Source organism: Fictibacillus sp. WQ 8-8, from assembly GCF_024494405.1.
GTDB lineage: Bacteria > Bacillota > Bacilli > Bacillales > Fictibacillaceae > Fictibacillus_C > Fictibacillus_C marinisediminis.
The window spans coordinates 250,170-276,507 of sequence record NZ_JAMXKG010000002.1 but is presented as its reverse complement, the minus strand read 5'-3'; the positions used below and the strand labels follow the sequence as shown (position 1 = coordinate 276,507).

The window sequence follows — 26,338 nt, the reverse complement described above, 5'->3', positions numbered from 1 at the left end:
ATGAAAATGATGCGAATTGCCAGGTAAATCGTGTCGAACCGCAAGTAACGAGGACATTTTCGCAAGTAATGTTTGTCGAACCGCAAGTAATTAAAGCTATTTCGCAAGTAAAACCCATTGGATCGCAAGTAACGGTCTATTGATTTACCCCGAAGCAGAATAGTGAGACACAGATTTGTGTTAAAATACGAAGAGATCATTATGTGGATAAATAAAGGAGAATGACTGTTGAAAAAATTTTGCTGCGATGAACATGTGGATATCGGGATCGATGAGATCGTTGATGAATTGGAAATCTATCCGAATCTGGAGTTATTAACAGAATCAGAAAAGTTATCAACAACGTGTACGTATTGCGAAAAAAAGGCCATATATAAAGTATCGAACGAGTGATCCTATACTAAATGTGGATAGATTTTGTGTATATGTGGATAACTTTTGTGGATAAGTTGTTTATAAAAGGAGTTTTCCCCTATGAATATCTTAGTAGTAACCGTTGGCAAACTGAAAGAAAAGTATTTAAAAATGGGAATTGATGAATACGTAAAGCGGCTCGGGCCATATGCCAAAATAGAAATTATCGAGGTAGCGGACGAAAAAGCGCCTGAAACCTTGAGTGATCAGGAGATGCAGATTGTGAAAAAGGCAGAAGGGGAGCGAATCCTGGCGAAAATCCCACAGGATGCTCATGTTGTTGCCATGGCGATTGAGGGAAAGCTGATCTCTTCAGAAGATTTAGCCAAAAACTTGGACCAGCTGGCGACCTACGGGAAAAGCAAAGTGGCATTTGTTATCGGAGGGTCACTGGGGCTTAGTGATGAAGTCATGAAACGGGCGAATGAGAAGATTTCGTTCGGAAGGATTACGTATCCGCATCAGCTGATGAAGTTGGTGCTGGTGGAGCAGATTTATAGGGCGTTTAGGATTAATCGGGGGGAACCGTATCATAAGTAATTTTGCAATTGTTCGATGATTTTTTTTAGGTTAGCATATAGTCAATATATAAAAAAGAAGTGCCAATGAACCAAGCTGCGTTCTTGATACTTCTTTTTTATATTTTATTTGAAAGATTAACTGTTACGCTGCTTGCTTTTGTTGTTTTTGGTCTAAGCGATAACTTTGGAAAGTTAGTAGACTTGCAAAGATAGCAACCAGTCCCCCGACCCATGTCACATTCATCAAGTTTCCTTGATGGTAAACGAATCCGCCTAATGCGGAACCAAAGGCAATACCTACATTGCTTGCGACTGGCATCAGGGAAGCAGCGAGTCCTGTTGCTTTTGGCTGATAAATACGGGCAAGGTCTATCAAATAAAGCTGGGTAGATGTTGTTAAAAGGATGGCCATTAATGACATAAAGCCAATGTTGACCAATCCAAAGATAAAATGATTTGTCGTCCAATATAAACTGATCAGAACCAAGGCTTGCAAAAAGAAAACAAACCGAAGGCGTCCGATAGCATTATAGCTGGCAATTTTACCAGCGAGTATGTTGCTGAAAATCGAAATAAATCCGTAGCCAAACAAGATCAAACTAATTGAACTACGTGGTACTTCCATTCCTTTCAGGATCGGGACCAGATACGTATAAATGGCATACGTCGCTCCAAAACCAAGTGATGGAATGAAAAAAGCCATTAAGATTCGTGGGTGTGTTAATAAAGAAAATTGATCACGCATCGAACTGCGAATTTGACTGTGCATTTTAGGCAAAATGAAGAAAGATGCCAAAAATGAAATTCCCCCCAGAAGAGTCGTAAACAGGAAGGTTGTATTCCAGTTGTACCATTGAGCGATGACCGTGCCTATCGGTACCCCAATCACGTTTGCAAGAGTAAAACCACCGAAAACGAAGGATATAGCAAGTCCGCGTTTTGCGATCGGCATGGTTTCACTTGCAACAATCATAGCAAGTGAGATTAAAACTCCTGTTACAATCGCCGTCATCATCCGAAGTGCAAGGAGTATGATGTAGCTCGTCGAAAACACGCACAAAGCATTCAGGATAATGAACGATCCTATCAAAAACAACATCCATTTACGCTTTGGAAAATGGCTTGTCGCTGACATTACGATTGGTGTGCCAATGGCAAACGTAATTGCAAATGCAGAAACGAGTGTACCTGCTTTCGCATTAGTTATATGAAGACTCGAGGAAATATCTGTTAAGATTCCAACGATAACAAATTCGCTTGTCCCGAGAACAAATGTTAATAAAGTAAGTGTAAAGATGAGTAACCAATGTCGCTTGGATAATTCTGCGGCGTGCATAACTGCCTCTTTTCTTAGATGAATGTATATGTGTCACATGGCTGGTAAACAATCTAACTATCATACCATAAAAATTTTTACTTGATCTCCCTAATTTATTAAAAACTATTTTAGTTATTAAAGAAACACCTATCCATCAATTTGGTGGCAGGTGTTTTTTGGAATTCTATTTTACTGGATTTTCCTTTGCTTGCTATTAGTTGGACAATTCCATGGGCTGTTTTAGAATCAGGGCTTGCTGTAGGTTCATCAGCTAAAATAATCTGCTGACATGAAAAGAAAATGAAAAAACGCCAAAACATTGTTCTGGCGTTTTACATTTCTTATTAATTAAGTTGGCTCTACGATGGTTCCATTAAAGGCGGCTTGATATATTTTCCTAATATCGCCTTCTAATAAAGGAAGAGGACTTCTGGCCAGGATTCTTTTTTGCTTTACTCCATCCTGTGTTAAGCTCTCCAGGGCTGAATCCGGTACATTGAAGCCAGATAAAGCAGCTGGGATTCCAACATCACTCACAAGTCTCTGGAGTTCTTCTACACATTTATAGGAAGCTTCTTCTTCGGATAAGTAGGCAGAATTTCCACCCAGGGCATTTAAGATGTCCGCCATACGCTTTGGGCAGCTTTTCCGAATATAACCCATTACATAGGGAAGAAGGACGGCGTTCGATTCACCGTGGGAAATGTGAAATTGCCCGCCCAGCGGGTAAGCCAAGGCATGAACTCCTGCTACTCCCGCGTTAAAGAATGCAAGGCCTGCGATATAACTCCCATTGCTCATATCAATTCTTGCTTGCCGGTTATTTCCGTCTGCAACTGCCTTCCGAAGGGATCGTCCTATTAAGCGGATCGCCTGCAGAGCTAAGCCATCGGTGGCAGGGCTTGCATTCACTGAAATATAAGCTTCCACCGCATGGGTTAATGCATCAATTCCCGTAGCTGCCGTTACTTTGGCCGGAACCGATACGGTCAGCTCCGGATCAATAATGGCTACATCTGCGAGAAGATAATCGTGTGTCACCACGTCTTTTGTCGTCTCTAAGGAGAGGACAGAGATATTTGTCACTTCTGAACCGGTTCCGGATGTAGTCGGAATGAGGATTTTAGGCAACCCTTTTTTTTCTACATTTTTAGAGCCGGATAAGTTTAAGTATTCAGCTGCAGAACCATCATGCACAGCCAATACTGAAGCTAATTTGGCCAAATCGAGTGCGCTTCCGCCGCCTACACCGACGACCATGTCAAATTCTCCTTCACGGGTAAAGGAAACCAGCTTTTCTCCTGTTGCTACAGGAGGTTCAGGAACGACGTCCGTGTATAAAGTGACAGAATAGCCCTGTTCTTCAAGCGGTCCTGTTACGCGTTGAGCGATTCCTATCTTGGCCAGCATTGGATCTGTGATAACAAGGATTCTCTTTGGCGCATACTTCGCAACTTCGGGCAGCAATTCCTTCAGTGATCCCCATCCTGTGTAGCTTAATGGGGTGAAAACTAACTTTGCGACACTCATTGTTTTTCCCCCTCTATTTTATTCGTAATATCCTTCAGTAGATTTGCGGAATGTTTTAAATTGGTCAGCATCGTGTCCAAACCAGACTTGGGAACCTGTTTGTTTCGCGATTCTGCGTATTTTCTCAACTGCGTTGGAATAGCCCAGTGAATCATAGATAATGCCAGGCGGCTTGATCGGCGGTCCGAAGCTTTCAGCTGTATAGATAGCATCTGAGGCGAGAATAATCCCGCCTGTTTCTGGCATGTTAATCTGAAGGCCAAGCATACCCCAGGCATGTCCGCTTCCAAAATTAAGGATATTAATTCCTTCTGCTAATTCAAGATTGTCTTCACTTCGTTTTATGGTTTTCCATTGAAGATTATTTTTTATCCAGGCATCAATATCTCCCCAGATGTATGCTCCTTCTTTTTCATTGCGGGCATACGTTTGAAGGGCACCGTTCAGCTCATCTTCATGAACGATGATTGTCGCATTTGTAAATAACTCCAAGCACCCAGCGTGGTCAAGGTGAAGGTGGGATGCTATTACGTATTTAATATCTTCGGGTCTTACATCTAGCTCCTCCAGGCGGTTATGAAGATAACATTCCTCCCCCATATTGATTGGAAACATTTGCTGAGTTGCTTTCCCCCACCGGCCTTCTGGCCCCATTGAGCTAGGATTGCAAGCAGTATCAAAAAGAATTTTACCTGCTGGATGGTCGATGAGTACAGTATAGACAGGGAACTCGACAAACTCAGCTGGTGTATTGGGATTCTCCACTGTTGCTGGACTGTGCATCGCAATCATCCAGTTTTTATCCATTCTCATACGGCCATTATCCATTACATAAAGCTTTGGGTTAGGTTTAATAATATTCGCCAAAGTACTTCTCCTCCTTAAAATGCTGTTTTTATGGTAACGAATTTTAATTCTGTCATTTCTTCAACGGCATATTTAATTCCTTCACGTCCATAGCCGCTGTCCTTTACTCCGCCATAAGGCATATGATCCAGCCTAAAGGTTGGGATATCATTAATAATGACTCCGCCTGACTCCAGCTTTTTGGCCGCATGTATTGCATGAAGGATGTTTTGGGTATAGATAGCCACATTTAATCCATACGAAGAATCATTGACCATATGGATGGCTTCATCCAGCTCATGGTAGGGAACGATTGAGACAACGGGAGCAAATGTTTCTTGGCAGGAAACCGCCATATCTTTTTTCACATTCAATAGTACGGTTGGCGGGAAGACCGTACCGTCGCGTTTACCGCCTAGTGCAATGTCAGCTCCCTGCTCATTTGCTTCCTGGACCCATGACTCAATTCGCTCTGTTTCCTTAAGGTTGATCATGGCACTAATATCGGTTTTTTCATCGAGAGGGTCGCCGGCTGTTAAATTTTTTGCCTCTTCAATAAAACGCTTACAAAATTCATCATAAATGGAATCATGAACATAAATTCTTTGCAGTGAAATACAAACCTGGCCTGCAAAGGAAAATGCTCCTTCTACACATCGGGGCACAATTTTTTCCAGCGGGACATCCGGTTCAACAATTAACCCTGAATTGGAACCAAGTTCTAATGTTACTTTCCTCAACCCGGCTTTTGATTTAATCAGTTTACCTACTTCTGCACTCCCTGTGAAGGTTACTTTTTTAACTCTTTCATCAGTAATAAGAGCGTCACTAAGCTCTCTTCCGCTGCCTGTTATCACTTGAAGAGCTCCATCCGGAAGGCCGGCTTGCTTGAAGATCTCAGCGATTAATAACGCGCTTAAAGGTGTTTGTTCAGCCGGTTTCAATACAACAGTATTTCCCACAGCAAAGGCTGGTCCTAGTTTATGCGCGACGAGATTAACCGGAAAATTAAAGGGGCTGATTGCAACGACAACACCTAATGGTTCTCTCCATGTAAATCCTAGCCGATTCTCACCTCCAGGAGCGGCATCCATTGGAATGGTTTCTCCATAGATCCGTTTTGCCTCTTCAGCTGCAAATTGATAGGTAGCAATGGTGCGGTCTATTTCGCCACGTGCTGTTCGAATGGGCTTACCGGCCTCAAGTGCAACAATTCGTGCCAACTCTTCCTTTCTTTCACGGAGAAGTTGGACAACATTGAGCAAAATATCTGAGCGCTTATAGGCAGGCATCACTTTCATCGTTTCATAGGCTGTTTTTGCTCCTTCAATGGCTTTTTTTACATCAGCCTCATCTGCCATACTAATGTTAGCAATAACATCCCCGCTATAAGGAGAGTGCAGTGCATAGGTTCTTTCTTTTGATTCCCATTTACCATTAATGAATAACTCTTTAATTTCCATTCTCAACCTCCTTGCCTTTTTATAATGCAAGATTCATGCCAATATTAAAAACGCTTATTTTATATAAGAATTTACATTGTCTAAAGCAAATAATGGTGATAAAATTCACCATAATAAAAAGAATTGTTGGTGTAACAGAGACTAAAGACGGTGAAAATCGTCACCATTTGGTGATAATTTTCACCGCTTCTTGCAGGAGGCAGAGATTCCGATGAAACCACTTACTGTGAACAAAGAAATTTTAGAAAGCGTTTTCTCCTCGATGTCCAACGGGGTCATTGTAGTGGACCATAATAATAGGATTTTATTCATAAATTCCTCAGCACAAAAACTAATAAAACAAGAACACCAGGACTTAGTGGGCAAAGATATCCGTGATTTTGTTCCTAATTCACCAATCCACCAAGTTCTTAATAGTGGCAAGAGCACACTCGGAGCGAAAATGACGATAGCAGGGTTGCAATGTATGGTGAATAAAACTCCCTTATATAAGGAAAATCAGCTCATTGGTGCTGTGAGTGTTATTCAGGATATTTCTCAAATCGAACATTATCGTTCATTACTCAAGCAAATGGAAAAAATCATCGAATTTTCTACGGATGGCATTTATGTCGTTAATAGTGAAGGAATTACACTCATTGTGAATTCAGCTTACGAGGCTATGTCAGGAATCAAGAGGGAAAGACTTATCGGTCATCACATGGGCGATTTGATGAACCACGGCTACTTTGATCAATCTGTCTCACTCCTTGTTCTGCAGGATAAAAAACGCAGATCGATTCTTCAGCGAATCGGCCAGCAAAAAGATGTCATGGTCACGGGAACTCCCGTTTTCGATGAATCAGGCGAGATTCAAATGGTTGTAACCAGTGTCAGAGACATTACTCAGCTAAATGAACTGACAAATGAGTTGAAGAAGGCAAAAAGCTTTTCTGAAATGAGTCAGAATCGATATACCTTTTCCACGGAGGGAAATGATGAAAAAGTAGTCTTTCAAAGCATTCAAATGAAGGGAATTATAGAAAAAGTAAAACAAATCGCTTCATACCCAACAAGTATATTGCTATCTGGTCCTTCAGGAGCGGGTAAAGAGGTTATTGCTAATTTAGTTCACCAATTAAGTGACAGAAAAGATATGCCTTTTATTAAAGTGAACTGCGGGGCTATCCCTGAACAGCTGCTGGAATCTGAGCTTTTTGGTTATGAAAAAGGGGCGTTTACCGGAGCAAGGCAGGAAGGGAAAGTCGGCCTGCTGGAACTGGCGGACAAGGGGACAGTTTTGCTGGATGAAGTAGGGGAACTTCCATTGTCTTTGCAAGTCAAGTTGCTTCGTGTCCTGCAAGAGAAACAAATTCAAAAATTAGGCAGCAGCAAAGTAAAGCAACTAGACATTAGAATCATTTCAGCAACAAATAAACATTTGAAAGAGTTAGTGGAAAAAGGAAAATTTCGAGAAGACTTATATTACCGGCTGCAAGTGATAGAAATAGCTATTCCTCCATTGAGCCAGCGTCCTGAGGACATCGAAGTCTTACTGGATCATTTTTTCACCTATTTCTGTAAACTATTTAATATCGAAAAGCATGTATCACCCGAAACCAAACAAATTTTACAAAGCTATCATTGGCCGGGGAATGTGAGAGAATTAAGGAATTTAGTTGAGAGCATGATTGTTTCGGTGCCATCACTTACTATTGAACCGGTTGATCTGCCGCCGCACTTTAGTATTCATGGTAACTCAGAGTCTGTTCATACTTTCAAACAAAAAATGGAACAGTTTGAAAAAAGAGTGATTATGGATGCGCTTCACAAGAAACCCTCCATCAGAAAGGCAGCAGAATATTTAGGAGTCGATCACTCGACACTTGTGAAAAAAATGAAAAAGTGGGATAGGGAGATCAACAGAGGGATCAATTGAAACAAATTCAAAAAAATTTTATATGGTAAAATGAACAAAAACGAATGGAGAAATGATTGTCTTGTCTAAATTGCCTAACTGCCCAAAATGCAGCTCAGAGTATACCTACGAGGATGGCAGCCTTTTTGTTTGTCCGGAATGTGCTCATGAGTGGACTAGCGAAGCTGAATTAAATGAAGATATTAAGGTTGTTAGAGATTCAAATGGAAAAGTCCTAAATGATGGTGATTCAGTATCCGTCATTAAAGACCTTAAAGTGAAAGGAACATCTTCTGTTATAAAAATAGGAACTAAAGTTAAAAGCATCCGTCTGGTCGAGGGAGACCACGATATTGATTGCAAAATTGACGGTTTTGGCGCCATGAAGTTAAAATCTGAATTTGTAAAGAAGATATTATGATCGAAGCTGCTCATAAAGAATACGGCCGTGTAGATGTGCTCATCAACAATGCAGGATTAAAGCACGTGTCTCCTATCGAAGAGTTCCCGACTTGCTAAATTCGAATTAATGATTAAAATCATGCTAACTGCTCCATTCATCGCGATTAAACATGCATTCCCAATCATGAAAGAGCAAGGGTTCGGACGCATTATCAACGTGGCATCCATTAACGGACTTATTGGGTTTGCTGGAAAAGCAGCATACAACAGTGCAAAACATGGTGTGATCGGTCTAACAAAGGTTGCGGCATTAGAGTCTGCTACTCACGGAGTAACAGTAAATGCCCTTTGCCCAGGATATGTTGACACGCCTCTGGTACGCGGCCAGATGGAAGATTTAGCGAAAACAAGAAACGTTTCTTTGGAAAGTGTTCTTGAAGAAGTCATCTACCCGCTAGTTCCGCAAAAACGTTTATTGGAAGTAAGTGAGATCGCTGACTACGCGATGTTCCTTGCAAGCGACAAGGCAAAAAGTATTACAGGACAAGCCATCGTTATGGATGGCGGCTATACTGCACAATAATTTGTATTGTAAAACCTTTGAATCTATAGCTTTTATGATTCTTTCACAGATCTAGTATCCTTTCTTCGCCTTTTTAAACCTCTGCCTCACTCAACAAGGCATGTGTATTTCCTTCTGTATCGTTAAAGAAAGCCATCCACGTTTCGGTTTGGCCCATTTTAGCGGTCAGGTAAGGTTCGCTTACAAACGCAGCACCTTTTTTCAGCATATCTTCATAAGCGCTCTTAATATGAGTCACTTGGAAATAGATGACGGAACTCGGATGGGCAAATGTTTAATTCTCTGGCAGGCTGAGCATTAAACGAAGGCCGCTGCACAGCCATGTTCTCGCCATCACAATCGTTTCCATCAATTGCTGAAACTGTTCCTCCTTCCAGAGAGGATCGCTTTTTGTCGTCATATTTCCTCGGAAATAGTCGATTTGTGTGGAGAGAGCTGAAGAAAAGGGATAGGTTTTTTCAAAAAAATCGACAGGATTTAGCGGTTTAAAAGGATCGGCCAAAAGATTGTCGGAATCAGCTTTCAACGTCCTCAGCACTTCCTCGGCAAGCCCTTTTCTGAAGAATAAACAGAAAGACTCCACCTCAGTTTCTTCTCAATACCAATCGTATAGGCACCTTCATTAAAAGAAGATATCGGCCTTCTTCCACCGCAAAGAAACCCTGGTTCGTTTTGTAAAGGACCCGGCCAAACCTAAACGTTTTAATCGAAAGCTGTCCATCACCTTCCCAATAAAATTCATTGCTTTTCAAGATTAAGAAGGATAAAGGATGGTCAAAATGTTCCAAAGAAGACAAAACAGCGCCGCTGAATACCCAGACTTTTTATGGTAAGATAACAGGTGGTTACGAAAAAATATGCTGTCTTTAGAGACAGTTCATTATATGTTTTGAAAAGAGGGTAAAAAAATGGTGAAGGAATCCATCTATGGATTAACATTTGAACAGCTGGCTGCCTGGCTATTAGAACGGGGCCATAAACCATATCAAGCATCCCTGGTTTGGGAGTATCTATATAGAAAACGAGTCACTTCCTTTTCTGAAATGAGCGATGTAAAAAAGGAATGCATCGAAATGCTTTCGGAAAGCTTCGAGTTCCAGACGATGCAGCAGCATGTGAAGCAGGAATCAGAGGATGGCACGATCAAGTTTTTGTTCAAGCTGCGGGACGGTAACTTGATCGAAACGGTATTAATGAAGCACAAATACGGCTTGTCTGTTTGTGTGACGACCCAGGTCGGCTGCAACATTGGCTGCAGTTTCTGTGCGAGCGGTTTATTGGCCAAAAGCCGCGACTTATCGAGCGGTGAGATCGTCGAGCAGATCATGAACGTCCAGCTTCATCTTGATCAAAGAAATCAGGATGAAAAAGTGAGCCATATCGTTGTCATGGGAATTGGAGAGCCATTTGATAACTTTGAAAATATGATTGATTTCATAAAAGTGGTGATTAATCATAAAGGACTCGCGATTGGCGCGCGTCATATCACGGTTTCTACAAGCGGACTCGCCAACAAGATTTATGAATTTGCTGACTCTCAGCTACCCGTGAATTTGGCGATCTCCCTTCATGCACCGAATAATGAATTACGGACACGCATCATGAAAATAAACCGGGCGATTCCTATTGAAAAATTAATGGAATCCTTGAATTATTATTTAGAAAAAACAAACAAGAGAATTACGATTGAGTACATTTTATTAAGAGATGTTAATGATCATAAGGAAGAAGCAGAACAACTCGCTGATTTGCTCCAGGATAAAAAGCAAAAGGTCTACGTCAACCTTATTCCGTACAATCCAGTAGACGAACACAGCCAATATCAGCGAAGCGAGGAGGAGTCTGTGCTGACGTTTTACGATACACTGAAAAAACGGGGCATCAACTGCAAAATCCGCCAGGAGCACGGTACTGATATTGACGCCGCATGCGGACAGTTGAGAAGCAAACAGATTAAAAAAGAAAAAGCGCAATAACGCTGTAAAGAAGACCAGACTTTTGTCGGGTTTTCTTTTTATTTGGATTACTTTTCTGCAGTGATTAGTGAGCGGTTGATAGGTCGAATAGTGCACAATACTAGTTATTCATCATATAGTTTTGGGTATAATCTAAAGCAAAGCTTTACATAAAAGGAGATAACCATGATTCCTAAAACGATAGAAGAACTAGAAGCCATCCGAACGGAATGTAGAGTGCTGGTTAATAAACGAGCGTCAGCTTCTGCGGCGGCCGCTGTTATCCCGATTCCCGGAGTGGATGTGGGTGCGGACATCACGATCATGATGGAATTGCTCCCGACCATTAATGAGAAGTTCGGCTTGGCGCCCGGCCAGATTGAGAAGATGGATGCAACATTGAAAGGGAAAATCATTGTACTCATTACGTCAGCGGGCAGCCAGTTTGCTGGCAGAGTCGTAACGAAACAGATGATTTCTCTTTTATTAAAAAAGGCAGGTAAACGCATAGCAGTCAAACAGGTCACGAAGTTCGTACCTTTTGTAGGACAGGCTGTAGCGGCCGGTATCAGTTTTGCTGCGATGAAATATCTCGGTAATTCTCATATTGAGGAGTGCTATCAAGTCTGTAAAAAGATGATAGAAGAACAACAGCTGCCAGCACAATAATACAAAGAAAGCCCTATCCCGCATACGGGGTAGGGCTTTTATCATAAAGCTTATTTTGTTTTCAAATCTCCTGATGGAAGTCCTGAGAGGTAGCCGACTCCGCCAGTTTCCTGGATTCCTATGCCTTTTTTCATGGCATCTTCGAGCTTTTCCTTATCTACTGCTGTAATTTGTTTTCCATCCAGATCTTCACCCGGGTGCTGGAAGTTGCTAAGCAAATAGCGGGAATTCTTCAGCTGATCAACCGCTCGCAAGCCCGTTGCTTCAGCCCCTGCTGGAACAGAAAGTATTCTTGAAAGTTTTTTCGTTTTAACATTATAGGCCCAAACAAAGTTGTTGGTGTGATGCGAGCTGTCTTCACCGATAAATAGCGTGTCCATATCATTGGAGAAGGTAAGATTATCTGGATTCGCTATTTTATCCGGATTGGCAGTATTGCCGTATGCATCAGATTTTGGAAGATCCTCACCGACAAGGAGACCCCTCATTTTTGAAGGCGCATAGCGGCTATTGATGTTGTGGCTGCTATGGTCTTTTTGATCGGCATTCAAATCTAGTTCAAAGGTTGTTCCAGAGTCAAGAACCGGCATTTGGATGTCATCCTGCACGCCGCTGATATCCTCTTTTTTCATACTTCCGTTTTCATATGAAATGGCGATATAGGCTTTATGGCCAGCCTTATTAACGGCAATTCCCTCCATTTTATTGAACTCAGAAGTTGCACCAAGCAATGCGCCATATCGTCGTGATTCTAGGAATGCTGCAGCCTTTTCCATGCCTCGCTTAACTTTAAGATACTCTACTTTCTTGCTTGCAGCTGTTTTTATCGCTTTAAAGCCAGGAGCAGGTTGAGCCGAAGTTTCAAAGATATCGCTGAATTTCGTGCCTTTATCGATTATTTTCTTTACTTCTTTGTCTGTTGAGTGGCCAAGCTTGATCCACTGCAAGTCTCCTGCGCCGCCGTTATCTGAAGACGTTTGCTTGAATTTTGCCGCATATAGAGTCCCTGCAGAGAAGTCTCTCTTCTGATCGGCGACATACATAAACATCATCGTATTACCGCCGTCATCTCCAAACAATGCTGTTTTTTGATCAGGCATCACCTGCATGATTTCATGGGAAAAGCGTCCTGTGCTGTAATGTTTTACCACGCTGGTATTGCCGTTGGGGTGAATAGAGATCTCTGGAATCCATCCATAGAAATAAGGATTGGCTTTTGATTTGTCTCCAAAGTAGTGCTGTGCAAAATTGGTGACATCACGATAGGAATCAGAAGAAGAATCTTCGAACGCACGGGCATCCGGTTCATATTCTTCAGATCCAAGGTGAGTTCCCCAATCTGTTGTGGAGCCGTTACAAGGTGTCCATAAACCATTCACATTAGAGAAATCAACTTTCTTGGCATGGTTAACTGTAAGCTTGCCTGTTTTTTTATCTCGGTCGACTTGAGTCAGTGTCATGGATGCAGGAAGTCCTTTAATTTCGTTTCCGGCATTATCCATGGAATCATACTCATAATGAGAAATAATATAATCTTTTCCTGCAATTGTAATAAAACTATTGGAATCCGGTGCGTCAGAAACATAATACGAAGGCTTGTCAGGCACGCTTCGATCAACGATAGGATTGCCTTTTGCATCAATAGGTGTACCTGCAGGAATCTTTTCGCCTTTGTTGTCTACAATTTTATCTTTGGATAGGAATAGCTGATTATAATTTAATGGAGTTTCTTTTACCGTACCGTCTTTGTACGTAATTTTCACTTTTGCCTCTGTATAGGTTCTTACCATGTTTTCAATCGTGCTTGGTGCTTTCATAGATTCGAATTCTATGCTCTTGATTTGATTATGGTTATGGGAAAAGCGATGGTGCTGGTCAGATGAAGCAAAGGCTGGAATGGCGCTTGAGGCCATGATCGCCAAGGATAATCCGATTGAAACTTTTTTCTTCAATATTGTTTCCCCCTTATTGAGTGTTCAGACTCATTAAACCACTTTATTGTTAAGGAAATATGAAGAAAAAGGGGGAAAATATTGGAAAAAGGTTAAGAAACGGTTACAAGTCTGAGGAACTTGTCCCATTATTCCTATAAAGCCTGCTACGTATTAACGATTGAAATGGGAGTTTTGTAGCCGAGTGAGTGGAAATCTTCAATTTTTGCGTTGGAATGATCAACGACGAGACCCTTATTTCCCTTTTCGCAAACAGCTTGAACATCACCGATTCTAATGGACTGTATATTAGATCCGATGTAAACGGCAGTTGGGGCAGAGTTTTGTATTTTCACCTTTCGAATTTCTACCGAGTCTGCCCCATGAGGACCGCCAAATACTTTAATATCGGCCGCTGCCGTTTTAAAATCCCGGATGTTCAGATGATGAAGGATAATGTTCCTTGATCGGTACTGGACCGCAATGACCGGCTCTCCCCGGTAATCATATTCAGAATCTCCGATGACGGTAAAATGGTTGATGGCCACGTTTTTGTAAGCAGAGATCACCATTGCCCGGGGTGTTGAGTCCTTGTATAAAGGAGTCCGTATTGGTGCTACAGCCACAATATGGCTGGCTTTAATATTAAATGCCGTCTTCGATTCGGGATCTGTTTCAATGTGATGTCCGATATGGCGAAAATTGTACGAACGATTGTCGTTAATCGAGATATGCCCGGCGATCTGTGTGTTGCTCGCGGCTGCAGAATTATGGTGTGCCTTGATTTCCACACCGCCGAAGCATCGTGTGGTCGAATTGTTAAGAAGCATGACATTTCGAGAGCCATCGTCCACTTCAATCCCGTTGGAGTTCGAGAACCCTTCTTTGTGGGCTCTTCCGCTTGGGTCACACAAATGGCAATTGGAAATGAGGATATTATCGCTGTGATGAGTTGTGATCCCATCATCACCAAAACCATAGCCGTTCAGCTGATCGAGCCAAATATAGCGGCTGCTTCTGCGGGCCCGTGTAGCATCTCCGAAATAGGTATACACGGCAGATGATACATCAAAACAATGCAGACCGGGATTGATGCCTTCCACCTCTTTTACCCAGCCAAATGATACATGAGCAAACGTGAGGCAGCTAGACTGGTTGTTGCCTGAAGCTGTCTTTTTGTTCGGATTCAAACGTTCCACATTCCAGTCCAGGCTCATCCCCTGGACATAAATATGATGGTTGCCTTTCCAGTGGCTGGAGTTGGTCAACAGCTGACGGCTTCTGGGCGCCTTATCATGAAGCTTGATGGTGGTCGCTCCCTTACCCGCACCGATCAGCATTGTATAGGAAGGGAGCCGGATTCCCCGAGTGACATATACACCTGCGGGAACAACAACTTTTACATTGCCGTTTCCGATGGCTTTTTTGAACGCTTCTGTGTCATCGGTGATACCGTCGCCAGCTGCACCGTAATCCCGGACATTTTTCTCTTGTTCGATCTCCCTTTGCAGCTGAATAAATGCCTGATCGAGCTTCTTTTTCCAGTCCGGATAGATGCCTCCCTCTTGATCTGTTACAATTTGCGGGAGCGGTTCTTTGTTTTTATGCCATGCTGTGGAAAGCAAGATCTTCGGAAGACCATGCAGCAGGTTTTTAAAAGAAAAGGATGGAGAATGCGTTGGTTCTGGCAGGGGATTCAGCTCCTGAAATAGGTTGTCTGTCTGGTTCAACAGGCTTTTTAGATCTTCTTTATTCTCAGAAAAAGAAGCAATGAGTTCTTTGTTTTCTTGCGGGTTATGATTTTTATCTAAATGAAGCATTTCGGGATCACCTCAGAATAATCAGCTGTTATTTTCAACATTATGTACTATTCCCGCTCTTATTCCAAGCTTAATCATTCTTCTTCCAAACAAAGAAAATACCCCTGTAAAAGGGGCATTTACTGTTCCATTAAACTGCTGAGAGAAACCTGCTTTTCATTTTCCGGCTGTCCGAGCGGGTAGATTCTGGCCGTTTCTCCTTGCTCGTCAACATGCTGGATGTAAATTGGTACACCATCACATGTAACGTTTGCCATTACCGGGGATGAGGCAATCTCTTGTGCACGCTGTTTGTTCATTTTAGGATCCCTCCTTTTCGTCTTTACTATGGGCGGGAAGAGCAGAATTTATACTTTTAGCTAGCGTGCCTTGAAAAATGATTGTGTCAAAATCGGTCTTAATTAGTCGAGCTTATCCGGTTCGATAATAAAAGTTTGGATCATCCTCCTGGGAATGATTTAGACACTTTTTACATGGATGAATGACAGGCATCAATTGTCCATCAAAACAGAAGAAAGAGGCTGCATCAATCAAACAAGAGAGCAATACTCAAATTCGAGGCTGCTTTTATCATTTTTTAGCATTAACATGAAAAAAACACCGCAGATCGGCACCCGATACAACCGCAAACATGTAAACGAAGGGATGAGTCCCACACATCGTTCCTTCTTGGCCGGATAAGCTGGACAATGCCGTAGCGCAGGGCGATATAGCTTACGATATGAACGCCCAAGGGGCTGCAGGAAAGATTCAGAAGGTTCAGTCTGGAGAAATTCTTAAAAAATAGAGGTGTTATTCTAAAATTGTCAAATATTATTAAGCATAAGAGTGTCGGAATCTATCCAAAACGTTCGAAGTTCTATATAGTAGAACTTCAGCCATCTATATTCCAGTACCTCTATTTTTCAGGAAATATCGATACATAAAGCATTATATGGCTGAGTAACACCTTGTGTCACCAGGTAGTTTTAGATAAAATAATAGGAGGAATAGATACTATGCAATATCAATTTTTAGTAGGTAACGATAACGGAAACAGTGAGCATGACATTTATATCGATGGCCGTTTGTTTCAGCAGCCGAACGTAAACTGTGCCGTGGACCAGCTGCCATGGAGTGAAGAACAGGCCCCTGAAACGATTGTACGCAACCTTCAGGAGAACTTAATCGTAACGATTGATTCCCCTGCAGCACGTGCGGGTATGTATTATGTAGGAAAGTTCGCGCTTGAAAGCGGTGAGCTGATCGAAAACATTCAGGTCGGCGTAGATTACAAGTACGAGATTGACCTGCCAATCGTCAACACACTCGCTCAAATCGCAGCAGTAGCGGTACAAAAAGGATTTGCAGAAGAGAAAAAGCTTCCTGCATCCATTGATGTAACGGTTGATATGGCGACTGCGCTGCCGATCACACAGCACTCTGATGAATCAGCAGCTAAATTTGAGAAGCGTTTCATGAACGGCCCTCACCATGTGACGGTTCATGTTGGAAAGCAGCGCGTTACAGTTAAAGTAGAATTTGAGTTTGTAAAAGTTATTCCGGAAGCTACACCAGTAACCTTCTCTCTTCAAAAAGATGAAGACGGCAACTGGAGAAAAGGCGATATTTTTGACCAATTTATTGAAGCGTACGATATGCCGAAGAACTTCAACGGCAGCTTCTTTAAAAACAAAAAAATCCTTCACACAGATATCGGTGATGGTTCTACAGAGTATCCGATCACAGAAGGAAACAAATTTTTGCGCCAGTTCGTGCATGGCACCAACCATGGTGCAGGGTATGCGATCGAGGAAGCACTCAGTGAGTTCAACCGTTTGATCCACCTTCCCGACAGCCCGCGTCAATTTTTCAGTGACGTGATCAAGAACCCGAACCATAAATATCATGCGCGTGCGATGAAAACATTAAAAAGACCGCTTGAAGGACAAGCTCGCCAAATCATCAACAACATCCGCAAGCAGCTTACTAAAGCGAGAAACGAAATCGATTTGATCTGCGTTTATGGAGGCGGGAGCATCTTGATGAATCCGATTCTTTCTCCAATGCTTAAGGAACTTTGTGATGAGCGTGAAATTCAGCTTCTTTACATTCCTGCAAAATATGCAGTGACAATGAATGCAAATGGACTGGATGCATTCGTACGCGGAAAAATCTACGGTGCGATCAAGGATCGTGCGAAACAGCCGGTATAAGTCTCTAATTTAAATGGTAAGGGGGTGTAAAGATGAAGAAACAAAAAAAGCCAGGCGACAATATTTCGTTAAAGACGAAGAAGAATGAAGCCCCCGCCATTATTGACTGGATCAACTCGCAAACGAACCTGATGGACTCGATCCGTTTTTTGGTCGAGAATGAGATCAAAGCGAACGGAGTCCGTAATCTGCAGCAGCATGTCCCCGCAGACCGCGGATTCTCGAACGAGGTTGCGGCAGGACTGCATGGACACGGCTATCAGGAAGAACCGAAGCATTCTCCGGAGTATGAAGATGTGATCGACGAAGAAGAGATCGATGAGGATGACATCGAATCCTGGACGTAAAAGATAATAGGTTAGTCAAGAAAGCCGGTTTGAGAGGATTACTCTCGAGCCGGTTTTTTTTTTTAAAAGACTCTTTTCTAAAAATTGTTGCTTTGGGAACATTTTTGTAAAGAATCTTCATTGACAAGTTGATTGGAGTGTAAGGTGCGAGACTCCTCGAAAATGAATTTCACATTTTCTTCGTGCGATATAACGCTGCCGAAGCCTTCCTTGTCCTGCGGGACTAGCGGGACAGGTGAGACTCAAGCAGGCGCCATGCGCCGAGAAAGTAGGCGCTGGCGCCGGTAAGGCTCACCGCACGCCCCGCGGAAAGCGAGCAGCCTGAAACGGAAATCAGCCACACTCAAGAGCAGCAACGGTTACGAAAACAGCCTAATTAACCCCCCTCCTTTTATTAATAAGCCTATGGATTCTATGAAAATACGCCTCAAGTCGTACCTGAAAATATAGCCGGGGTACATTATAGAAAACCCGGAACGCAGGTAAGCTAGAACTATGAAAGGAGGTAACAACAAATGAAGAAATTTGGTTTGTTTGTACTCGGAGGAATTGCAGCGATCACCCTGCTGGCGAACATCGGCCACATGATTGGACTCGCGATCGGGTTAGTCATTTTATATTTTGCCGTTAAGGGTTTCATGAAGGCAGAAACAACATCTAAGAAAATCTTGTGGGGTGCTGCCGGCGTGATTGCAGCATGTGCAGCCATCTCCAATGTGCCGGCACTTTTAGGTGTCCTTGCCCTCTATGTGCTGTACCTGGTGTATAAAGGATGGAACGGCAAGAAAAGCGAAACAGGCTCAGCTGATGATCCGTTCGTAAACTTTGAAAAACAATGGGCAGAAATGAACAGAAACTAATAAAAGGAGAGAATGAACATGAGTACACTTTTTACAAGAATCAAAAATTCCATAGCAGCTGATTTTCACGAGATGCTCGATCAGAAGGAGCAGAAGAATCCGATCTCACTGCTGAACCAATATTTGCGTCAATGTGAACAAGAAACGGACCGTGTGCGAAAACTGGTCGAACGTCAATTTATACTTACTGAAGAATTTACAAAAGAGTACAGAGAAGCAAAGTCACATGCTGAAAAACGAAAGAAGCAGGCGGATTTAGCTCTTCAGGCTGGAGAAAGCGATCTGCATGAGTTCGCAGTCAACGAACAGCAGCGGTATGATGAGCGTGCAGCCCGCCTGAATGATGCTAAATTAGAGGCGAAGCGCGAACTGGAAGCGCTGGAGCAAAAGTTTGAACAGATGAAGCATAAGCTGAAAGATATGTATGTGAAGCGAATGGAGCTGATGGGTCGCGAAAACATCGCCCGAGCCCATCGAGGAATGAATAAAGTTCTGGATGCCGGAGCAGGTTCGAAGCCAGGCCTGAGATTCGACGAAATGGAACGCTATCTAGAGCGGCTGGAGCATCAGGTGAATACGGATTATCACTTCAATACGATCGATGAGCGGTTTGCACAGCTTGAAAAACAATGGAAAAAAGAAGAAAAAACTACGATTTCATAATTTAAAAATGGTATTCTAAAAGGCGTAGGGTACTGCGCCTTTTAGGACGTGTACCATTAACAAATAAAGAGGAAAAACGAGAGAGATAGAGGGGGTGCACCATGTTTAACGGAAAAAAAACAGATTTGATCAGCTGGCTTCTTTTGATTGGTGTACTGCTTCTTATTCTTGAACTTTCATTTCGCGGAGGGGAATTGATTTTTATTTTTGCCCTCATGGCTGGCTGCATCTATATCGGAAGAAAAAAAATGCCTCGGACAATCGGGAAAGTGCTGTATTGGGGCGGATGGTTTGGATTGATCATCACCCTGCTGAACATGATGGCCTTTAAGTTTGTCATGATTGCGGTCCTTGTTTATCTGGTCATCCAGTTCTATCAATCTAAAAAAAAACCGTCAGTCATTGAGCCGGTCGTCCAAAACGAAGAGGATTCCCGGCTGTCCGAGTCACTTTTTACGAAACAGCCGCTGTTTAAAAATATACTGTACGGCCGGCAGCAGACCCCTGACCATGTGTATGAATGGAGTGACATTAACATCCAGTGCGGGATCGGGGACAGTGTCATCGATTTGAGCAACACCGTTTTGCCGGATGGCGAATCGGTCATTGCCATACGGAATTTGGCTGGAAACATTAAAATTCTTGTGCCATATGAAGCGGCAGTCAGTGTTCACCATTCTGTGCTGGCAGGAAGCACGACAATTTTTCAGCTTCATGAATCGAAAATATTCAATCAGCTTTTTCATTTTCAAACAGAGAACTACCAGGAGGCCCAGCAAAGAATTAAGATCGTTACATCCATGGTGGTCGGGGATCTAGAGGTGAAGCGGACATGAGTATTGTGCTGCGAAGTGTCCTCCTATCCATCGCCGTATCTCTATTGACCGCTATTCTGGTTTTCATTGCTGTGTTCATGGTGAACCCTTTCCCAGACCTGGCTACACTATGGGAACGGCAGCTGTTCGGCCTGCCATTTATACTGGTTGTGCCGGCTGCCAGTTTGGTTCTTGGTGTGTTTTTTGGTTTGCTGCATGGGTTTGCTGTCCGCAGACAGCTCAAACAAGTGGAAGAAGGCCTGCGTGAGATGGAGAACGGCAGGTCCATCTATCCTCCTTTACAAGCACAGGGAACAGAGATGGATGCCCTGTGGAAAAGAATGAAAAATGTACAGCGCCAGGTTACGGATCAGGCCAGGGCCTCACAAAAGCTGGCGAACGAAAAAGCAGAAGATCAAGAGAAAATCATTCAAGAGATGATCTCGAGAGAACGGCATCGTTTAGCACGTGAGCTGCATGATTCAGTGAGCCAGCAGCTTTTTGCCGCCTCCATGCTGATGTCAGCCATCAATGAGTCAAGGGAAGCTGAAGAAGCTCCTGAAAACAGGCAGCTGAAACTGGTGGAACAAATGATTCACCAGTCGCAGCTTGAGATGAGAGCGCTGCTGCTTCACCTCCGTCCTGCAGCTCTAAAAGGAAAGTCCTTGCAGGAAGGAATTAAAGAACTGTTAGCGGAGCTCGTTCAAAAAGTGCCGATTGAGATTCATGCAAAAATAGAAGAAATGCCGCTCGACAAGGGTGTTGAGGACCACCTGTTCAGGATTCTGCAGGAATCCGTCTCAAACACACTGAGGCATGCCAAAGCTACCTCTCTTGAAATTCTGCTGATCGAACGGGAAGAATTAATCATTCTTCGCGTAGCTGATAATGGTGTCGGCTTTGCTATGGACGAGGATAAAGCCGGATCCTACGGGCTTCAAAACATGCAGGAACGAGCGCTGGAAATCGGCGGCACGATGAAAGTGGTAAGTCTGCCCGACAAAGGGACGCGGCTGGAAGTAAAAGTACCAGTGATTTCGGTGGAGGATGATAAAAATGATTAAAGTATTGTTTGCGGACGATCATGAAATGGTAAGAATCGGTGTTTCATCCTATCTTTCTGCCCAGTCAGATCTTACGGTGGTTGGTGAGGCCGAGAATGGGAAGAAAGCCGTTGAACTGGCACTGGAGCTGCGCCCTGATGTCATTTTAATGGACTTGGTCATGAATGAGATGGACGGGATTGAAGCGACGAAAAAAATCATTGAGCAATGGCCGGAAGCGAAGATTATCATTGTGACCAGCTTCTTGGATGATGAAAAAGTTTACCCGGCGATAGAAGCAGGAGCGGTAAGCTATATGCTTAAGACCTCAAAAGCGAGTGAGATCGCCGAAGCAGTAAGAGCCACTTATCACGGCCAGTCTGTCTTGGAACCCGAAGTTACAGGCAAGATGATGATCCGTATGCGCCAAAAAAATCATCAACAGCCACATGAAGAGCTCACGAGCCGTGAGCTTGAGGTACTCCTCTTAATGACAGAAGGAAAATCCAATCAGGAAATTGCAGACCAGTTATTCATCGCACAAAAGACCGTTAAAGTACATGTGAGCAACATTTTAAACAAGCTCGATGTACAGGACAGGACCCAAGCCGTCATCTATGCGTTTAAGCATTCACTTGTTCAATGAGTTTTATTATTTCGTATCGGCTGGCCGCTCCATGTTGGGCGGTTTTTTTTATTTTGGCTCTTTTTTTAAAGATTGTTGCTTTGGGGACCTTTTTGTAAACGAGCTTCATTGACAAGTTGATTGGAGTGCAAGGTGCGAGACTCCTGCGGGAGCAGCGGGACAGGTGAGACCCGCAGGCGGATGCGCCGAGGAGGCTCAGCGCACGCCCCGCGGAAAGCGAGCATCCCGAAACGGAAATCAACCACTCCCAAGAGCTACAAAGAAACAGCCTTTATTTTAGAATGAAATACTTCCGAAACGGGAAAGAAATACTAGACAGAGAAGTATGAATTTTGTCCATATGATGTAAACAAACTTAAAATGTGATAAAATATTTTTTAGTGATAGATACTTAATAACATTGAATTATTTCTGAATTTTTGTGTTTTTCTCACGTGTACATTTGTTCAGACTCACATAACATTTTTAAAATTTGAAAGGAGAGTTTGTATGTCAAGTAATGTATTGGATCGCTTCCTGCAAGAAAATTTAGGTGATTTAAAAGAAAAAGGGCTTTATAACGTGATTGATCCGCTGCAAAGCGCGAACGGTCCGAAGATCAAAGTGAATGGTAAAGAACTGATCAACCTTTCTTCAAACAATTATCTTGGTTTAGCAACAGATGAGCGTCTTAAGCAAGCTGCCAAACAGGCAATTGACGAATATGGTGTTGGTGCGGGGGCTGTGCGTACCATTAATGGAACGCTTGAACTGCATGTAAAACTTGAAGAAAAATTGGCAGAGTTCAAACATACAGAAGCAGCGATTGCTTACCAATCCGGTTTTAACTGCAATATGGCTGCCATCTCAGCAGTCATGGATAAAAATGACGCGATTCTATCAGATGAACTGAACCATGCGTCCATCATTGACGGCTGCAGACTTTCCAGAGCAAAAATTATCCGTGTCAACCACTCTGACATGGAAGACCTTCGTACAAAAGCGAAGGAAGCAAAGGAATCTGGACTTTACAACAAGATCATGGTCATCACGGACGGTGTGTTCTCCATGGACGGAGACGTTGCCAAGCTTCCAGAGATCGTTGAAATTGCGGAAGAGTTTGATCTTATCACTTATGTAGACGATGCACATGGATCTGGCGTACTCGGCAACGGCGCAGGAACCGTGAAGCATTTCGGATTATCCGATAAAGTGGATCTCCAAATCGGTACGCTCTCTAAAGCAATCGGTGTTGTCGGCGGTTATGTAGCCGGTAAAAAAGACTTGATCGACTGGCTGAAAGTAAGAAGCCGTCCATTCTTGTTCTCTACTTCACTGACTCCAGGAGATGTAGCAGCTTGTACAAAAGCCATTGAAATTTTAACATCAAGCACAGAGCTGCAAGAAAAACTGTGGGACAACAGCAAGTATTTGAAACAAGGCCTTGAGAAGCTGGGCTATGATATCGGAAACAGTGAAACACCAATCACACCAGTTATTGTAGGTGATGAAGTAAAAACTCAGGAGTTCAGCAAAAAGCTGAATGAAGAAGGCGTTTATGCAAAATCCATCGTCTTCCCAACCGTACCAAGAGGCACTGGCCGTGTAAGAAACATGCCAACGGCTGCCCATACGAAGGAAATGCTTGATCAGGCACTTGCCATCTACGAAAAAGTCGGCAAGGAAATGGGAATCATCTCTTAATACAGGAACCGGTAATAGATTTGGAGGATGTAACATGAAGAAGATATTGATTACTGGAGCACTCGGGCAGATCGGTTCAGAGCTGGTCATGAAAGCCCGTGATATATATGGCGCGGATAATGTTATTGCGACAGATATCCGTAAGACAGACAGCCCTGTCGTTCAATCCGGACCGTTCGAGATTCTTGATGTAACCGATGCACAGGCGATGGCCGGCATCGCTAAAAAATACAATGCGGATACGGTGGTCCACCTTGCTGCTCTTCTTTCTGCTACTGCAGAAGCGAAGCCGCTGCTTGCTTGGAACTTGAACATGGGAGGCCTGGTGAACGCACTTGAGGTCGCGAGAGAATTGAACTGCCAATTCTTCACACCAAGTTCAATCGGAGCATTCGGTCCTTCTACACCGAAAGACCAGACTCCGCAGGACACGATCCAGCGTCCGACAACGATGTATGGAGTAAACAAAGTGTCCGGCGAGCTTCTTTGTGATTATTACTATCACAAATTTGGCGTAGATACCCGCGGACTGCGTTTCCCTGGATTGATCTCCTATGTGGCACCTCCTGGAGGCGGCACAACGGACTATGCGGTTGAAATTTATTACGAAGCGGTCCGAAAAGGAAGATATACTTCATTTATTGATGCGGGCACATACATGGATATGATGTATATGCCTGATGCGTTAAATGCAATTATTAACTTGATGGAAGCTGATCCGGCGAAACTGGTTCACCGAAACTCATTTAACGTTTCTGCGATGAGCTTTGAGCCGGAACAAATCGCTGCTGCCATCAAAAAGCAGATGCCATCCTTTACGATGGATTATGATGTAGACCCTGTTCGACAGGCGATTGCCGATAGCTGGCCGAATATCATCGATTCTTCAGCAGCTATAGCGGAATGGGGCTTTAAAGCGGACTATGACTTGGATAAAATGACAGCAGATATGCTGTTGAAGCTGAACGACAAGCTGAATAACAAAGTAGCAAATTAATACGAAGAAAAAGGGAGCCTTAATATGGCTCTCTTTTTTAAAAGGTACATGCTTACTATAGGGGTAATAGACTTGAGTCCTCTTTCAGCATCAGTATGCGAAGTTCAACAAGAAAGAGCATTAATAATATTGCTCTAACCAAGTAATTTAAGAAAAGGAAGGAGACTTGCTTATGGGTGGTTTTGAAGCTTTACAGGTGAATCCTCTGCTCCGGAAAACGTTAGCTGACTATGGGATTGCCCAGCCGACAATGATTCAGGAGCAGGCGATCCCGCTGCTGTTAGAAGGAAAAGATGTGATTGCAAAATCCCAGACAGGAACCGGGAAAACGATGGCTTTTGCCGTACCGATGCTGCAGCGGATTGACCAGGAGAATGAAGCTATCCAAGCACTGATCGTGACGCCGACAAGAGAACTTGCTATCCAGGTGGCGGAAGAAGTAAAAAAGCTGAGCAGTTCAATGGGAATTGATGTCCTGCCCGTTTATGGGGGACAAGATGTTATTCAGCAAATGCATAAACTCGGCGGTAAGGTGCAGGTTGTCATCGCCACACCAGGACGTTTGCTGGACCATGTAAGACGAGGAACCATTGATCTGTCACACGTCTCCATGCTGGTTTTAGATGAGGCGGATCAGATGCTTCATATCGGATTTTTGCAGGATGTTGAAGAAATTATTGATCAGACACCAGAAGAGAACCGGCAGATGATGCTTTTTTCCGCAACGATGCCTTCTGAAATTGTAAAGCTTGCAGGAACGTATATGAAAGATCCAGCAAAGATTACGGTGAAGAAGACACAAATCACCTTAAAAGAAATCAGACAACGGGTTATTGAGACGACAGACCGCTCAAAGCAGGATGACTTGAAGCTGCTTCTGGAGCTGCACCGTCCGTATCTTGCTATTATTTTTTGCCGGACGAAGCGGCGGGTAAGCAAACTGAATGAAGCTTTGAAGGAAGCGGGATATCAGGCAGACGAACTGCATGGCGATCTCACCCAGGCTAAACGGGAAGCGGTAATGCATGCCTTCCGGCAGGGAGAAATCCGCTACCTGATCGCTACAGATGTTGCGGCAAGGGGCCTGGATGTTGAAGGTGTGACCCATGTCATCAATTACGATATTCCTCAAGATACAGAAAGTTATATCCACCGTATCGGACGAACGGGACGAGCCGGCAGCAAGGGGCTTGCCGTGACGATGGTTGCGGCAAAAGACCGCAATTTTTTAGAGTTGATTGAAAAAGGAATTAAGCAGAAGATACAAAAACAGCGGCTGGAAAAACCGGAAAAAAAGAAGGAGGGAAGCCGCTCTGAAACGAATGACAAGATGCAGAGCCGCCGTGCGGGAGCAAGACCGCAGTATCAGAAAAGCAGCAGAAAGCCACGGAGGCGCTGACAACCGTACAGGAGAAGGATCGCATGAAAATTTTACTGGCTGAAGACGATCGCCGTCTCGCACGGTTAATCATGAGGATGCTGGAAAACGAAGGGTACAGGTTGGTTTTATGCGAAGATGGGAAAGATGGTCTATCATCCGGAATCCATAAAAAAACACGTCGAATCATGAAGAAAAAACGTTCCATGTGGAACATTGTCATGAATTTAAATTGTATACTTGGTTTAATCTATCCTTTTAAAGGAAATAAAGAATTTAGAACGGTAAAAAAGTCGCCGAACAGGCGGCTTTTTCATTTCGTACAGGGATAAATCGTGAAATGGAAGAGCAAGAAGTAAATT

General features: G+C 43.3%; 24 protein-coding genes and 2 pseudogenes. 18 read left to right on the top strand and 8 right to left on the bottom strand.

Annotation, left to right across the window (positions count from 1 at the left end; translation table 11 throughout):
• Positions 1 to 228 precede the first annotated feature (228 nt).
• Positions 229 to 393, top strand: coding sequence for a CxxH/CxxC protein (locus M1K46_RS05080; RefSeq protein WP_082316078.1), 165 nt, complete (start codon positions 229 to 231; stop codon positions 391 to 393).
• An 81-nt stretch (positions 394 to 474) separates the two neighbouring features.
• A complete protein-coding gene (rlmH, locus tag M1K46_RS05075; RefSeq protein WP_053356342.1) occupies positions 475 to 954 on the top strand; it encodes a 23S rRNA (pseudouridine(1915)-N(3))-methyltransferase RlmH in 480 nt (159 codons plus the stop codon).
• 123 nt (positions 955 to 1,077) lie between these two features.
• On the opposite strand, the gene M1K46_RS05070 is transcribed toward rlmH, so the two are convergent.
• The 4 genes from M1K46_RS05070 to M1K46_RS05055 form a co-directional block, all read right to left on the bottom strand.
• Positions 1,078 to 2,271 carry an MFS transporter gene (locus M1K46_RS05070; RefSeq protein ID WP_256225193.1) on the bottom strand — a complete coding sequence of 398 codons (1,194 nt, stop codon included), beginning with the start codon at positions 2,269 to 2,271 and terminating at the stop codon, positions 1,078 to 1,080.
• Between the two features lie 330 nt (positions 2,272 to 2,601).
• The gene (locus tag M1K46_RS05065) at positions 2,602 to 3,783 is read right to left on the bottom strand and encodes an iron-containing alcohol dehydrogenase (RefSeq protein WP_256225192.1); all 1,182 of its coding nucleotides are present in this window, start codon (positions 3,781 to 3,783) and stop codon (positions 2,602 to 2,604) included.
• A gap of 18 nt (positions 3,784 to 3,801) precedes the next feature.
• Positions 3,802 to 4,650, bottom strand: coding sequence for an AhlS family quorum-quenching N-acyl homoserine lactonase (gene ahlS, locus M1K46_RS05060; RefSeq protein ID WP_256225191.1), 849 nt, complete (start codon positions 4,648 to 4,650; stop codon positions 3,802 to 3,804).
• 14 nt (positions 4,651 to 4,664) lie between these two features.
• Positions 4,665 to 6,092, bottom strand: a complete 1,428-nt coding sequence (locus tag M1K46_RS05055; protein WP_256225190.1) for an aldehyde dehydrogenase family protein — start codon at positions 6,090 to 6,092, stop codon at positions 4,665 to 4,667.
• A 211-nt stretch (positions 6,093 to 6,303) separates the two neighbouring features.
• Between M1K46_RS05055 and M1K46_RS05050 the strand changes: the two genes are divergently transcribed.
• The 3 genes and pseudogenes from M1K46_RS05050 to M1K46_RS05040 form a co-directional block, all read left to right on the top strand.
• A complete protein-coding gene (locus M1K46_RS05050; RefSeq protein ID WP_256225189.1) occupies positions 6,304 to 8,010 on the top strand; it encodes a sigma 54-interacting transcriptional regulator in 1,707 nt (568 codons plus the stop codon).
• Between the two features lie 61 nt (positions 8,011 to 8,071).
• Positions 8,072 to 8,410 (top strand): zinc ribbon domain-containing protein YjdM, encoded by a 339-nt coding sequence (locus M1K46_RS05045; protein WP_256225188.1) that lies wholly within the window; start codon positions 8,072 to 8,074, stop codon positions 8,408 to 8,410.
• 14 nt (positions 8,411 to 8,424) lie between these two features.
• Positions 8,425 to 8,974, top strand: a pseudogene (locus M1K46_RS05040) (3-hydroxybutyrate dehydrogenase); the annotation flags it as partial.
• A 73-nt stretch (positions 8,975 to 9,047) separates the two neighbouring features.
• Here the strand turns inward: M1K46_RS05040 and M1K46_RS05035 are convergent.
• A pseudogene (locus M1K46_RS05035) lies at positions 9,048 to 9,290 on the bottom strand (VOC family protein); the annotation flags it as partial.
• A 592-nt stretch (positions 9,291 to 9,882) separates the two neighbouring features.
• On the opposite strand from M1K46_RS05035, the gene rlmN reads away from it, so the two are divergent.
• Together rlmN and M1K46_RS05025 are read left to right on the top strand one after the other, a co-directional pair.
• Complete coding sequence (gene rlmN, locus M1K46_RS05030) at positions 9,883 to 10,950, top strand: 23S rRNA (adenine(2503)-C(2))-methyltransferase RlmN (RefSeq protein ID WP_256225187.1); 1,068 nt, start codon at positions 9,883 to 9,885, stop codon at positions 10,948 to 10,950.
• A 165-nt stretch (positions 10,951 to 11,115) separates the two neighbouring features.
• Positions 11,116 to 11,598, top strand: coding sequence for a hypothetical protein (locus M1K46_RS05025; RefSeq protein ID WP_053356351.1), 483 nt, complete (start codon positions 11,116 to 11,118; stop codon positions 11,596 to 11,598).
• Between the two features lie 50 nt (positions 11,599 to 11,648).
• Here the strand turns inward: M1K46_RS05025 and M1K46_RS05020 are convergent, their stop codons facing one another.
• The 3 genes from M1K46_RS05020 to M1K46_RS05010 form a co-directional block, all read right to left on the bottom strand.
• The gene (locus M1K46_RS05020) at positions 11,649 to 13,550 is read right to left on the bottom strand and encodes a PhoX family protein (RefSeq protein ID WP_256225186.1); all 1,902 of its coding nucleotides are present in this window, start codon (positions 13,548 to 13,550) and stop codon (positions 11,649 to 11,651) included.
• A gap of 146 nt (positions 13,551 to 13,696) precedes the next feature.
• Positions 13,697 to 15,349: a glycoside hydrolase family 55 protein gene (locus tag M1K46_RS05015; protein WP_256225185.1), complete on the bottom strand. Its 1,653-nt coding sequence runs from the start codon at positions 15,347 to 15,349 to the stop codon at positions 13,697 to 13,699.
• 119 nt (positions 15,350 to 15,468) lie between these two features.
• Positions 15,469 to 15,648, bottom strand: a complete 180-nt coding sequence (locus tag M1K46_RS05010) for a small acid-soluble spore protein H (RefSeq protein ID WP_062238123.1) — start codon at positions 15,646 to 15,648, stop codon at positions 15,469 to 15,471.
• A 699-nt stretch (positions 15,649 to 16,347) separates the two neighbouring features.
• Between M1K46_RS05010 and M1K46_RS05005 the strand changes: the two genes are divergently transcribed.
• From M1K46_RS05005 to M1K46_RS04955, 11 genes are all read left to right on the top strand, one after another.
• A complete protein-coding gene (locus M1K46_RS05005; RefSeq protein ID WP_053356355.1) occupies positions 16,348 to 17,544 on the top strand; it encodes a ParM/StbA family protein in 1,197 nt (398 codons plus the stop codon).
• A 32-nt stretch (positions 17,545 to 17,576) separates the two neighbouring features.
• Positions 17,577 to 17,891: a hypothetical protein gene (locus tag M1K46_RS05000; RefSeq protein WP_062238126.1), complete on the top strand. Its 315-nt coding sequence runs from the start codon at positions 17,577 to 17,579 to the stop codon at positions 17,889 to 17,891.
• A gap of 515 nt (positions 17,892 to 18,406) precedes the next feature.
• A complete protein-coding gene (locus M1K46_RS04995; protein ID WP_053356357.1) occupies positions 18,407 to 18,751 on the top strand; it encodes a hypothetical protein in 345 nt (114 codons plus the stop codon).
• An 18-nt stretch (positions 18,752 to 18,769) separates the two neighbouring features.
• The gene (locus M1K46_RS04990) at positions 18,770 to 19,414 is read left to right on the top strand and encodes a PspA/IM30 family protein (protein ID WP_062238130.1); all 645 of its coding nucleotides are present in this window, start codon (positions 18,770 to 18,772) and stop codon (positions 19,412 to 19,414) included.
• A gap of 101 nt (positions 19,415 to 19,515) precedes the next feature.
• Complete coding sequence (liaF, locus tag M1K46_RS04985) at positions 19,516 to 20,250, top strand: cell wall-active antibiotics response protein LiaF (RefSeq protein ID WP_256225184.1); 735 nt, start codon at positions 19,516 to 19,518, stop codon at positions 20,248 to 20,250.
• A complete protein-coding gene (locus M1K46_RS04980) occupies positions 20,247 to 21,293 on the top strand; it encodes a sensor histidine kinase (RefSeq protein WP_091010009.1) in 1,047 nt (348 codons plus the stop codon). Before liaF ends, M1K46_RS04980 begins: the two co-directional genes overlap by 4 nt.
• Positions 21,286 to 21,918 (top strand): response regulator transcription factor, encoded by a 633-nt coding sequence (locus M1K46_RS04975; RefSeq protein WP_256225183.1) that lies wholly within the window; start codon positions 21,286 to 21,288, stop codon positions 21,916 to 21,918. Before M1K46_RS04980 ends, M1K46_RS04975 begins: the two co-directional genes overlap by 8 nt.
• Positions 21,919 to 22,407: 489 nt before the next feature.
• Positions 22,408 to 23,601, top strand: coding sequence for a glycine C-acetyltransferase (locus M1K46_RS04970; RefSeq protein ID WP_256225182.1), 1,194 nt, complete (start codon positions 22,408 to 22,410; stop codon positions 23,599 to 23,601).
• A 34-nt stretch (positions 23,602 to 23,635) separates the two neighbouring features.
• A complete protein-coding gene (locus M1K46_RS04965; protein ID WP_256225181.1) occupies positions 23,636 to 24,598 on the top strand; it encodes an L-threonine 3-dehydrogenase in 963 nt (320 codons plus the stop codon).
• A 172-nt stretch (positions 24,599 to 24,770) separates the two neighbouring features.
• On the top strand, positions 24,771 to 25,997 hold the full coding sequence (locus M1K46_RS04960; RefSeq protein ID WP_256225180.1) for a DEAD/DEAH box helicase: 1,227 nt from the start codon (positions 24,771 to 24,773) through the stop codon (positions 25,995 to 25,997).
• Between the two features lie 23 nt (positions 25,998 to 26,020).
• Positions 26,021 to 26,308 carry a hypothetical protein gene (locus M1K46_RS04955; protein WP_256225179.1) on the top strand — a complete coding sequence of 96 codons (288 nt, stop codon included), beginning with the start codon at positions 26,021 to 26,023 and terminating at the stop codon, positions 26,306 to 26,308.
• The last annotated feature ends 30 nt before the right edge of the window (positions 26,309 to 26,338 follow it).